8 protein-coding genes are annotated in these 12,605 nt (G+C 46.0%); 7 read left to right on the plus strand and 1 reads right to left on the minus strand.

The window, feature by feature from the left end; translation table 11 throughout:
• Nucleotides 1-329: 329 nt before the first annotated feature.
• Together ASG81_RS09355 and ASG81_RS09360 are read left to right on the plus strand one after the other, a co-directional pair.
• Nucleotides 330-3,641, plus strand: coding sequence for a family 43 glycosylhydrolase (locus tag ASG81_RS09355; RefSeq protein ID WP_056632386.1), 3,312 nt, complete (start codon nt 330-332; stop codon nt 3,639-3,641).
• A 146-nt stretch (nt 3,642-3,787) separates the two neighbouring features.
• A complete protein-coding gene (locus ASG81_RS09360; RefSeq protein WP_056632391.1) occupies nt 3,788-4,312 on the plus strand; it encodes a hypothetical protein in 525 nt (174 codons plus the stop codon).
• 78 nt (nt 4,313-4,390) lie between these two features.
• Here the strand turns inward: ASG81_RS09360 and ASG81_RS09365 are convergent, their stop codons facing one another.
• Complete coding sequence (locus ASG81_RS09365; RefSeq protein WP_056632393.1) at nt 4,391-5,344, minus strand: helix-turn-helix domain-containing protein; 954 nt, start codon at nt 5,342-5,344, stop codon at nt 4,391-4,393.
• A 197-nt stretch (nt 5,345-5,541) separates the two neighbouring features.
• Between ASG81_RS09365 and ASG81_RS09370 the strand changes: the two genes are divergently transcribed.
• From ASG81_RS09370 to ASG81_RS09390, 5 genes are all read left to right on the plus strand, one after another.
• Nucleotides 5,542-6,270, plus strand: a complete 729-nt coding sequence (locus ASG81_RS09370) for a ThuA domain-containing protein (protein ID WP_056632395.1) — start codon at nt 5,542-5,544, stop codon at nt 6,268-6,270.
• A gap of 33 nt (nt 6,271-6,303) precedes the next feature.
• Complete coding sequence (locus ASG81_RS09375; RefSeq protein ID WP_056632398.1) at nt 6,304-7,329, plus strand: Gfo/Idh/MocA family protein; 1,026 nt, start codon at nt 6,304-6,306, stop codon at nt 7,327-7,329.
• A 249-nt stretch (nt 7,330-7,578) separates the two neighbouring features.
• On the plus strand, nt 7,579-9,183 hold the full coding sequence (locus tag ASG81_RS09380; protein WP_056632401.1) for a response regulator transcription factor: 1,605 nt from the start codon (nt 7,579-7,581) through the stop codon (nt 9,181-9,183).
• Between the two features lie 18 nt (nt 9,184-9,201).
• A complete protein-coding gene (locus ASG81_RS09385; RefSeq protein ID WP_056632404.1) occupies nt 9,202-11,058 on the plus strand; it encodes a sensor histidine kinase in 1,857 nt (618 codons plus the stop codon).
• Nucleotides 11,059-11,082: 24 nt separating this feature from the next.
• A complete protein-coding gene (locus ASG81_RS09390; protein WP_235548795.1) occupies nt 11,083-12,465 on the plus strand; it encodes an ABC transporter substrate-binding protein in 1,383 nt (460 codons plus the stop codon).
• Nucleotides 12,466-12,605 lie beyond the last annotated feature (140 nt).

Raw genomic sequence — 12,605 nt, forward strand, 5'->3', positions numbered from 1 at the left:
TATGAACGTATAAATTTGAAACTTATATGATTCACTCACCGCTATAGCGAGCCTTAGCCGCCTAGGACGGCACGAGCTGATTATGTTTGTTTGAAGCTATTGAATGACTCAGTCGTACAAATTGTTGAGTGAACAAATCGAACTTATATGCACATTTCAACTCTAAATCAGCCGTTATACTGCGGAAAGACGGCAGTTCATTCCCCTCCACATTGTTCAGTTGAAGATGCTTTGGAACTCCGTTATCATTCGGAGTGACGTTCGAGTCAGCAAGAATGGAAACGCATACATTCGGGGCGGTCAAAAAACTTTTTTGAGGAGGAGTACTATTGTTATTTCCACTTTCGAAGAAATGGGTATCTGCAGCACTTGGTTGTATGCTGGCATTGTCAGCACCTTTATCGATCCCTTTAGCCCATGCTTCAGATGCAGAGGTGAATGCCATTAACCCAAATCTGCCTTTCACGAATGAAGAGCTCAAAAATAATGACTATATTCTGTACTTCGTGAATGCCGGCGACTCGACGCCAGCAACGGTAGAAGGCACGGATAAGTTTGGTCTGCTGTCGTCTGTAACAGAGCAGGTGTACGGTATTGATCCAGTGTCAGGCAAGTATTGGGGCTTAAATAATCCGGCTGCAAGCAAGACTTCTGTAAGCGATTCGAGTAGTAAGTCTGGTTCACTACGGTATTACAGCGGTACTCAAGTAAGAGATAAAGCTTTAAAGTACAGCTTCGAGCTCCCTGAAGGCGATTATGATGTAACTTTCGGTTACAAGAATCCTTGGAGCGGCAGAAGCGTAAACATGTTTGCTGAAGGTACTAATCTCTCCGGCGATTATGCGATCGGATCGTACAGTGCAGAGACTGAAGTTACTTACAATAAAATCCATGTCTCCGATGGACAGTTAAACGTGGCCATTCAAGGACCGGCAACTGCGGCCTTGACCAATCACAATGATCCATTGATCAACTACTTGATTATTCGCCAGAATGTCACGATTCCTTTGTCCGACCTGGAAGACAAGCTCGCAGAGGCGCTTGTTTATTCGGCAGATGCAACCTACACGAAGTACAGCGTTAATTTTTTAAACACGGTTATTGATGCTGCGCAATATGTCGCACGAACGCTTTCTGCAAGCGGAACAGACATTTCCTCCGAAAGTAATCAAAAGCAAATTCGCAGCAGTATTGCGAGTTTAAATGAGGCAATAGCGTCTCTTGTAGTGTTCAAAGTAAATACTTCCTTTAGCCCAGGAGATGTATGGACGGATACGAATGGTGCGCCTATCCAAGCACATGGCGGGGGTATCATTTACGACGAAAAAACTTCGAAGTACTACTGGTACGGAGAGGATAAAACAGACGGATACCTTCCTGCCCGCGGGGTGCATGTCTATTCTTCTACAGATCTTTATAACTGGACGGATGAGGGTTTAGCTCTTAGGGCAATCGCTTCAATGGAGGCGTTCGAGACAGACCCGCAATTCTCTCAGCTTTATGCTGGCCGAGATGACAAGGCAGAGATTTTGAATGATATCGGTACGAATCGTATTATTGAGCGTCCGAAAGTAATCTACAACGAAACAACCGGCAAGTACGTGATGTGGATGCATACAGACGGGCCTACTGCAACATCGACGGCTAATTACGCAAAAGCAGAGGCTGGTTATGCGCTCAGCGACTCTCCGACGGGACCGTTTGTTTATGGAGAGAGCTTCCGTATGGACCGGGCTCCTAAGGACGCAACCTATAACGGGCAGCCGAATCAGCCGGGGATGGCACGTGACATGACGTTATTCAAGGATGATGACGGCACAGCCTACCTCATTTATTCAAGCGAAGAAAACCTGACGATGTATATTTCCAAATTAAACGACACGTACACTGACGTTGTCGGCTGGCATAAAGATGGTAATCTTGAGCGCGACACGGAGTATAAAGCCGTGTACGGAGAGGATTACGTTCGCGTTTTCCCGGGTGCGCAACGTGAAGCGCCTCAAGTATTTAAGTACGAAGGCAAGTACTACATGGTATCATCGGGAGCAACAGGCTGGGACCCGAATGCTGCGAAGTATACGGTAGCTGACGATATTTTCGGAGAATGGAAAGCATTGCGTTACTTTGCGCCTAGCAGTTCGACGACATTCGGTTCCCAAGGAACAGCGATCATCCCTGTCGATGCAGAGGAAGGAAAATTCATCTACATGGGTGACAGATGGAAGTCATCTGACTTGGCGGATTCGCGCTACATTTGGCTGCCGATTGAATTTGGAAACGACGATGAAATTGTACTGAACTGGTACGATGAGTGGGAATTATCCGAATTAGACCGCATGGGTAAAATTACAGTAAACACAGAATTGCCTAGTCAGACTATTTTGGGTGAACAACCTCAATTCCCTTCCACTGTTAATGTTACAAAGTCTAATGGTGAGGTCATTAATTCACCGGTAGTCTGGAATATAACAGCTTCTACTTTTGCTAAACCGGGAGTAGTGAATGTAACAGGTACACTTTCTAACCTGGCGGATAAAGTCATCAACACGACGGTCTACATTGTGCCGGATACCTACTCTTACTTTGTACATGCCGGCGGAGCAGCAACAAGTGATTATCTGACTATGACTTCCTACATGCAGGATGTGCTGTTGAATCCGGGTACTATCGATCAAGCATACGATCCGGCAAAGGGACAAACATGGGGGTACGTTGGTACGGGGACGAATTCTTCCGGCTCGGCAGGCGATGATTTGTATTCTGCGCTTCGTTATCTGAAAAGCAACAGCGGCGATGATTTAACTTACCAGTTCGATCTGGAGAATGGTGTTTATCATGTTTATACCGGACTTTATGATCCTTGGTACCAGTATACGAATGGCAGCCGTAAAGCGAATATCGTGATCAACGGTGAAACGAAAACCAGCAATTATGTATTTACTTCAGCGAAAGACACGCTTGGTTATATGAACGTTAAAGTTACAGACGGTAAATTGACGGTTACTGTGCATCGTGTAGCAGGAGCGCCAGAACCGCAAATCAGCTGGATTATGGTTTCCAATGCAGAGAAAACGGCGGGACAGGCAGCAAATACCGTAACGAATGTTGACGCTCCTGCTCAAGATGCAACGGCTTTGATTTTGCCGGCTGTTGAAGAGGGTTTTGAAATCGCCATAAAGAGCTCTGATAGCGAGATTATCACTGCTGATGGAACAATTGCTCCGCCTAAAGCCGATACTACTGTAACATTGGTATTTACTGTAACGAGAGCCTCTGATGGTTCAGTGGCGGATACTCGCGAGATTCAAGTGGTTGTGCCTGCAAGAACGGTAACAGCAGCAGATGTAGCTGAGACGATCACAAGCATTGCAGAACCTGAGAGAAAAGCTGCGCAGTTGGCTTTACCTGCTGTTCCTGAAGGCTTCGCAATTGTGATCAAAAGCTCCGACAGCGCAGTTGTTACCACTGATGGGGTGATCGATCCTCCTAAGTTGGATACCGTTGTTCATTTCGTTTTAGAGGTTACCCGTTTGTTGGATGGAACAACATCCGCTGTATCTATTGCTGTAACTATTCCTTCCCAAAATAACGGTAACCACAACGGTATGGTTAAGGGTAACAGCAATGAGAACAGTATCTAAGTAGGAACTTATATTCATGAAATTGATTTTATTTACCGTTAAACTCATGGTATAATTTGGTTCTGTTATAACTTAAATCCACTCTATCAAAATGCCTTGCCGAGTTTCAGTTAAATATTTTAATGATTTAGGAGGCCATAATTGCAATGAGTGAGTTTAGTGAAAGCTATCATCTTTATACAAACAACCCCAAAGAGGCTATTTCGCTGATTAACGAGTCTGGAAAAAAGGGGTACGTATTTAAAGAAAGCAATGGTTGGGTGACGTTTGTAATAAAAGGCAGTGAATTCAATTCAGATCCTGCAATTGTTGAAAATAACATGGGTATACTACTACACTATGTGTATGCAGAAGATCATGGGTGGGCTGCTAAGATATTCAAAGGAAATGAATTAGTATTTGATTATAGTTGCGAATGGGATGAGGATTTCCTTGTACAGAAAAATATATTCAACATGGAGATCATAAAAGAGTTATTTAAAAATCAAAGTATAAATATAGAAGAGTTTGAAAAATGCTTTGAGATTGATAGCGAAGAGGAATGGTTTGATCTCGAAAATCCTCCAGCTTATCAATTCGCTGAAAATATTGGTCTGGTTAATTACGCATGGATTTCTGTAGATTATGTGAGTCAGGATGAAGTACCAGGCGAGTTTACGGTTATAGATTAAATAGATAAATGAGAATGAACCCTGGATTTTTCCAGGGTTCATTTTTTTGGAAAAGCTTACTCCTGCCATCATGGATTGCTAGGTCGGGGAATCCGTGATGGGCTGCATCGCTTCCATCGTAACTTTGGACTCGCTTCGCATGCGCTGTTTGAATTCTCTGGGCGAGCACTGGTTATGTCGCTTGAAAAGCTTATAGAACTGGGCCATGTTAGAGATGCCGACCTCGAAGCTCACGTCCATAATGCTAAGCTCAGTCGTCAGCAATAAAAGCTCGGACCGCTTGATCCGTTTGTAGTTGACGTAGTCTACGAACGAGACGCCCATCGTTTTCTTGAAATATTTTATAAAGTAGTGGTAGCTCAAATTAAGCAAATGACAAGCATCCTCTACGCATAGTTTATCATTCAAATGAGAGTTTATATAATCAAGAACCGGTCTTAACCGATTTAATTCGGTTTCCTCCGTATAGTTCAGCACGTTGCGGCTGTCGCTTCTCAGCAGAAGCAGCAGCAGTCTTTTGATAGTTGAGCTGATAGCAATTTCGTAGCCTCTCGACCGCGTTTGGGATTCTTTGAAAATTTCCATGATGAAAGCATATGCTTCCCGTTTTGCCGGCTCGTTGACTTCAAAAATATAGTTTAGTTCATCCAGCGGCAGAGTCAGTTCCGAGAAGCAGTACAAATACGGCATGGTGCTTTGGTCAAAATGCTTGACCAGATCGATCTGAAACACCACGTAGTGCAGTGCCTCCGTAAGCGGCTTATGGGAACGGTGCGGCTGGGAAGCTCCCAGAACCATCACGTCGCCCGGACCGAGCACAACGTAATCGCGTTTGCTTTGTATGCCTAAGTGGCCTTCCATGACGGCAAGAAATTCTACTTCTTTATGATAATGCCAAGGGTGTTTCTCCAATATGCTCGTTTGTTGATCTGCGATTTCCCATATTTTTAGAAACAGCAGCGGATTCTGATAGATGACTTTTTCGTTGATCGCGTCGGAATGCGTATCAATAGCGGTTTCTTTTACGGGCATGAGCATCATCTCCTTTTGGGAGTATACCACTTTTGGAAATACAGGATCAATAAACTTATCGATACGCTGTGTCTTTTCAAGTAGTCCGGAAAAGGAGGACACTTTTGAATACAAAAGGGGCATGATTTAGCATTCCCTTAATGGCACCGCTTTCTTATACTGAGAATAGTTCAAATCACGAAGGAGTGTTCATAATAATGGCTAAAGTAACGGTATGGAACGAAAATCGTCATGAGAAAAAAAATCCGCTTGTAAGTGAAATATATCCAAAAGGCATTCACGGTGCGATTGCAGCATTTTTGACGGAAGCAGGATTTGAAGCGGGTACGGCTACTTTGGATGAGCCAGAACACGGTTTGACTGATGAAGTATTAAACAATACGGATGTATTGATTTGGTGGGGACATCTTGCGCATGGAGAAGTAACGGATGAAGTTGTCCAAAAAGTACAGCAGCGCGTGCTTGATGGAATGGGTCTGATTGTCCTACACTCCGGTCATTTCTCAAAAATCTTTAAAACATTAATGGGCACAAGCTGCGATTTGAAATGGCGCGAAGCAGATGAAAAAGAGCGTCTTTGGGTTGTAGCGCCAAGCCATCCGATCGTGGAAGGTATTGGGGAATATATCGAGCTGGAAAAAGAAGAGATGTACGGCGAGCATTTTGATATCCCGGCACCGGACGAGCTTATTTTTACAAGCTGGTTCGAAGGCGGAGAAGTGTTCCGCAGCGGATGCACCTTTACGCGCGGAAACGGCAAAGTGTTTTATTTCAGACCGGGGCATGAAACTTATCCGACATATTATAACAAGAGCATTCAACGCGTCATTGTGAATGCCGTGAAATGGGCGCAGCCGGTGGACCGCAATCGTCCGGTTTACGGAAATGCGCAGCCGCTGGAAAAAATCGCGGTAAAAGTAAACTAATATACGAAAATACAACTCAAAGGGGAAGAAACGATGGGCACTTTAAAAGTTGGCGTAATCGGCTGCGGCAGCATAGCACAGCACCGTCATTTACTGGAATATGCATTAAATCCAAATGTGGAGCTTGTTGCCGTATGCGACATTAATAAGGAACGCGCAGAAGAAGTAGCTGAAAAGTATGGTGTTAAGGCGTATACAAGCTATGAAGAGCTATTACAAAGCGGTGGAGTGGATGCGGTAAGCGTTTGTACGCCAAACTACCTGCATGCCCCTATCTCGATTGCTGCTTTAAATGCGGGCATACACGTTTTGTGTGAAAAGCCGATGGCGACTTCAGAGGATGAAGCAAAGGCCATGATTGCAGCGGCGGCTCTAAGCGGCAAAAAATTAATGATTGCCCACAACCAACGCTTTGTTCCGTCTCACCAGAAAGCGCGCCAGCTTATTGAAAGCGGAGAAATCGGAAAGATCTACAGCTTCCGTACAGCATTCGGACACGGCGGTCCGGAAGGATGGAGCGTGGAAGGGAAGGAAGGCTGGTTTTTCCAAAAAGAAAAAGCGTTCGTTGGTGCGATGGGCGATTTAGGTGTTCATAAAACAGACCTGCTCCGTTATCTGCTTGGGGAAGAAATTGCTGAAGTTGGAGCTTTTGTTGAAACAAGCGCCAAAGATTTTGCCGATGTGGACGATAACGCGGTTTGTGTTTTGAAAACAGAAAGCGGCATTATCGGTACGCTTGCCGCGAGCTGGGCATATGTGGCCAAGGAAGATAATTCAACGATCATTTACGGCAGCAAAGGGATTATTCGTTTAGAGGACAACCCAGCGTATTCCTTAGTGGTGCAGTATGCAACCGGAGAAGTTATAAATTATGAGCTTGGCAAAATTCAGTCGAATAAAGACGGCGGGCAAAATAACACGCATATCGTTGAAAAATTTGTCGACTCCATCGTTCTGGATACAGAACCGCCGGTTTCCGGTGAGGAAGGCATGAAATCATTGGCGGTTATTTTGGCAGCGCTGAAGTCGAAGGAAACCAAACAAATTACACGCGTTTAACATAAAAGGCGGAAATAGTCAGCTCGCTTTGATCAACAATGACGCGAAAAGATGAGAAAATGGCGGTGCAGGGGTTAGTCCTGTACCGCCATTTCTTGATTTCGATCGATTACTGCTTTCTTAGACACAATCCAATGGGATTCCTCTTTTTCCAACTATTTTCTCCTGCGCTTTCATTCCCAATAGAATAGGTAAACGCTACAATAAGAAGAGATGATTGTTTCGTATTACATCTAAGGGGATGCTGCTATGATTTCAAATAAAATGGAGATCTTGGTGGTCGACGATGAGCCCAAGCAGCGGCGCGGCTTGGCCGCAATGGTTCGCTCGCTGCGGCCGGAATATAAGGTTCACGAGGCGAAGAATGGGAAGGAAGCGCTTGAGGTTGCGCAGAACCGTGAGCTGGATATTGTTTTTACGGATATCCAGATGCCAATCGTTAACGGTATAGATTTCCTGAAAGCACTGAACAATGCCGGTCCAAGGATTCCGAAGGTTGTTTTTGTAAGCGTATTCCATGAATTTGATTATGCACAGCAGGCACTTCGGCTCGGAGCGAAGGATTATCTGGTTAAGCCGGTCATAACCGAGCAGCTTGAACCGATTATTTCCGATTTGGAGATGCAGCTTAAGCGGGAGAGCAGCCTTCAATTGGAAACGAAGAGCCTGAACGATCAGCTGGCACATACGAAACCCGTTTATATGGAGCATCTGTTGTACAAGTGGATGACGGAAGAGCTGCAGCCGGGTGAAAGGAGTGAAGTGAAGCGCCACTTTACATTCAATGGACACGGAACGGTACTGATTCTCGAAACGAAGTCCTGTGACCAGATGGAACATGAGCTCGAGTGGAAGAGCATCTTGAAGCGGGCTATTTTGCAAACGTATTCGAATGGCGCAGAGGCAGTGGTCATGGCTCCTGAGCATGAGAAAGACCGGCTTTATGTCATTACGGTATGGAGGCATGATGTGCCTTGTTCGGAATTTGTGGACAATCTTCGGAAGACGCTGCTCCAGTTGGAGAACGTATACAGCCGTTCCATTAGTGCAGTGATAGGGAAGGAATCCGTCAACATTGAAACCGATCTCCGCGAGTGCTGCGAAAGCGCAAAGCATGCGCTGCAGTACCTGTACTATTTTCCCGAGGGCAAATGGCTGTCCGCAATTGAGCTGCAAAATCTGCTGAAGAACGACGCGAACGCTCCTGTCACAACCAAAGATACCGATGCTTTGGAAAAGGCGGTTACAGAGAACCAGCTAGAGATGGCTGTACCGATGCTTGCTTCCATATTGGATAAAATGGCGGCAGCCTATCGGGCGCCTTTTCGGTTGAAGTGCAGTGCAATTCAGCTGCTATTAACATGCTTGAAGCGCGTCGAACTAGTCATTGACGATGGCGTATACCGCGTTCTCGCTAACCGGATCGAACAGGAGCTGTTCGCGTCCAAATCTTTTCGGGATACCCAAGACACTGCGGCGCTGCTGCTTACTGACATAGTAAAGCAGATGAAGAAAGATAAATCTTCACGCAGTGAGATGATTATGCAGAAATGCCGGGAGTTTGTCGAGGATAATTTGCACGAGGATTTGGGGCTGGAAATGATTGCGCAGCGATTTTTCTACAATCCGTCTTACTTTAGTATTTTGTTCAAAAATAATTTTGGCATTTCATTTACCGATTTTCTTGTGAAAACGCGAATGCAGAAGGCCCGCAGCCTATTGCTGCAATCGGATCTAAAAGTTGTAGATATCGCAAGGCAAGTCGGCTATAAGGACATCAAGTATTTCAACAAGGTTTTCAAAAAAATGTTTTTATACTCACCTGAAGAATTTCGTAGAATGTTCTCATCCTGATTAAACGAGGCCAAACCGATGCGCATCCTGAGAAAAATGGCTGATATGGCCGCCAATGCAAAATTCCGGATCAAATTGCTTGCAACCTATTTTTTGTTGGTAAGCTTTATCATATTAATTCTTGGTTTTGCTTACTACCAGATCAGTGCACGAAATATGCTGTCAAATGTCAGGGAAAGCCTGGGGAATGTGCTCATTAACAACAACCAGCTCTTGGATGAAAAGCTTCAGGCGATCCGCGATAAAAGCGAAATGCTCCCAATCGACAATGAATTGTACCAGATGATCACCGAAGTGGATCCGTCCGATAATGAATCCCTGTTGAAAGCAGACCGGCGCATTACGCAGATTTTGTTCCAATATTTTGGCGGCGATACAGACATTTATGCTTCATTTATCCTGACGCCCGAATACAACTTTGGGAACACGGCGAGAATGTTCGTTATGCCTGAAGGTTTTTTTAAATCCTCCTTGTATAACAAGTCGCTCTCAGGCCAAGGGGATCTGGTGTGGATTCCGACGTACCGGTATGCCGAAACCTTGGGCGAGAAAGATATGTCCAACCTGAGCTTTGAGTTCAGCAAGCTGGTGTCGGCTGTAAAGCTGCTGAATCTGACTTATATCGACGAGAAGGGCATTTTCCATACGCTTCCACAGACGATGACGAAGCCGATATTGATGGTCAATTTGACTACCGATTATGTGGGAAGACTGTTCGCCGATTATGCGCGGAAAAGCGAGTTTCATCATTTGTCATACGGGATTGTTGACGAGGACGGGACAGTCGTCATTGATTCCGATTCGAACCGGGTCGCTAGGCGTGAACCGCCTCCGTGGCTTGACGAAGCGATAAAGATGAAGTATGGCAGCATCCAGAAAGTGATAGACGGACGCAGCATGCTGATCAGCTTTCACCGCATGCAAAGCACCGGCTGGATGTCCTATATTGAAATCCCGGTGGAAGACGCCTTGCAGGATCTGAATGCGCTGCGTTTATATTCTAATCTTTTTCTGGTTGTCATGCTGATGGTATCTATCCTCCTCGCATATGTCATGTCGGTATTTATTACGAAGCCGATCAGCCGGATTAAGAAGGCTATGAAGCTGATGGAGCGGGGCAATTTTCACATTCATATTCCAGAGCATGGCCGTGACGAGTTCGGCCACTTAATCCACATGTTCAATCATATGAACGGTCGTATTCAGACGCTGATTGAAGAAAATTACGCTTCGCGCCTAAGAGAAAAGGAAGCGGAACTGATGGCGCTGAATCTTCAGCTCAATCCCCATTTCCTCTACAATACGCTAACGACGCTGTACTGGATTGCCCTTGAGAATAACCAGCGGGAAATGAGCCTGATTATCCATAATCTGGCGGATATGCTGCAGACGTCGACGAGAAACAAGAAAGAAACATGGCCGCTCCGAACCGATTTGGATTGGCTGAACAAGTATATTTATATTATGTCGAGCCGGTTTGAGAACCTGTTCCATGTCCAGATCGATGTGGAAGAAGGGCTTCAGGATATGGAAGTGCCTAAGCTTTTCTTGCAGCCGTTTGTTGAAAATGCGATCATTCACGGGCTTGTCGAGAAGGAGCATGGCGGGACAATCAAGATCAAAGGGTGGAAGGATGGCGGCATGGTATTGTTCTCCGTCGCGGATAACGGCATCGGTATCGGCAAAGACCAGATCGATAATATGAAGACAGGCAAGGTTCACTCAACAGGTATGCCCAACGTGGAGAAAAGGATCAAGCTGCTTTATGGCCCCCAATATGGATTTGATATTTATTCTTCCGAAGGCAGCGGCACGACGATTCAGATTCGCATGGGCATGCGCCCCGGCCATCAGGACAAAACTGAAATCGAATGATCGATGAGAGGAGGCAGACTGCGGGTGAAGAGAGACAGGCGCGGTATGGCGGTGATGCTGATCATTTGCGCGTTGCTGCTGCTGGCCGGATGCCGGGAAGCAGGCAGCACACCATCTAATGATGCGACAGAACATGAACCGGCTGATGGGAATAGGGATAAAGTTGTCTTGACCTACGCTTCCTGGGGTTCTCCAAACGAGAAGGAGGCCAAGGAACGTATGATTGAAAAATTCATGGAGAAGTATCCATGGATTACCGTCAAGTATGTGTATGAGCCCGGCGACTATATAGCGAAGCTTACGACGATGTACGCAAGCAACAAAGCGCCTGATGTATTTATGCTGCACAAGCATACCGCTCTTCAATGGGCGGAACAGGGTAAGCTTTATAATCTAAAACATTTTTTGGCCGCCGATACGGAAATTAATGAGGATTCTCTGATCCCTAACGCGGTGATGTATTGGGAGCAGGGGAAAGTAGCCGGGGTCAAGGTAGCCGAAGAATCGTTTGCTCTCTACTATAATGCCGATATGCTTCATGAAGCCGGAATCGAGCTGCCGCCGGTAAAAGCCGAAGATGCCTGGTCATGGGACCAATTCCTGCTGGCAGCGAAGAAGCTGACGATCGACCGTAACGGTCATAATGCTTTAAGCCGGGATTTTGATCCCCATCATATTACGCAATTCGGTGTACGCTTCAATACGTGGATGTGGCACTTAATGGTGCCTTCCAACGATACTAGCGTCATCGCGCCTGACGGCAGCAGGATGAATCTGGATGATCCTGCCGTAATCGATGCCGTCCAAAAGCTGGCGGACCTGATTTACGTTCATCATGTTGCGCCATCCCCGATTCAAGAGAAGAACCTGCCGCAGCCTGCGCTCGCCCTGCAAAGCAGAAAAGTCGCCATGGATCTCGATGGGCAATGGGTTCAGCTTGATCTTGGCGCGGCGGGCGTAAACTACGGCGTCGGCATACTGCCGAAGTTGAAGACAAGCAGGACAATCCAGTTCGGAGAACCTTTGGTCATGTCCAAGGCAACCAAACATCCGAACGAAGCATGGCTGTTTTACAAGTGGCAGCTCGATTCAGAGAATGCAATCGATTTGCACGCCAGCGGCTTGTGGATGCCTCTGCTTAAGGACTATTACACAAAACCTGAGCTGATCGCACGTTGGGCGGATGTGAAGCCGGGGCATCCGGACGGCTACCAGGATGCAGTAATGCGTCAGACGATCGAGAATGGGGTTAATTCGTACGATTACTATATCAAAGACAATGCAAACATAAGGGCGATTTTACAGCCGGCACTCGATCAAATATGGCTGGGCAAGAAAAACGTCAAAGAAGCATTTCAAAGCGTTTCAACGAAGATCGATGCTGCTTTTAGAGGAACGTATCCGTAACGAGCTGAAGGGGCCCGCGGCATAGCCGGGGCTTCTTCTTTTTGCGTGCGCCCATTAAAGGGGGTTAATCGTTTTCCCTAGTATCTAATGAAAATCACCGGAATCCAATGATTTTCCGTATTGTTCCTTATGTAACCGCT

This window comes from Paenibacillus sp. Soil522 (genome assembly GCF_001428245.1).
Lineage (GTDB): Bacteria > Bacillota > Bacilli > Paenibacillales > Paenibacillaceae > Pristimantibacillus.

Excerpts from the sequence above, each read along its gene's own strand:
- ASG81_RS09360 (WP_056632391.1), top strand. The coding sequence starts at position 3,788 with ATGAGTGAGTTTAGTGAAAGCTATCATCTTTATACAAACAACCCCAAA.
- ASG81_RS09365 (WP_056632393.1), bottom strand. The coding sequence starts at position 5,344 with ATGCCCGTAAAAGAAACCGCTATTGATACGCATTCCGACGCGATCAAC.
- ASG81_RS09370 (WP_056632395.1), top strand. The coding sequence starts at position 5,542 with ATGGCTAAAGTAACGGTATGGAACGAAAATCGTCATGAGAAAAAAAAT.
- ASG81_RS09375 (WP_056632398.1), top strand. The coding sequence starts at position 6,304 with ATGGGCACTTTAAAAGTTGGCGTAATCGGCTGCGGCAGCATAGCACAG.
- ASG81_RS09380 (WP_056632401.1), top strand. The coding sequence starts at position 7,579 with ATGATTTCAAATAAAATGGAGATCTTGGTGGTCGACGATGAGCCCAAG.
- ASG81_RS09385 (WP_056632404.1), top strand. The coding sequence starts at position 9,202 with ATGCGCATCCTGAGAAAAATGGCTGATATGGCCGCCAATGCAAAATTC.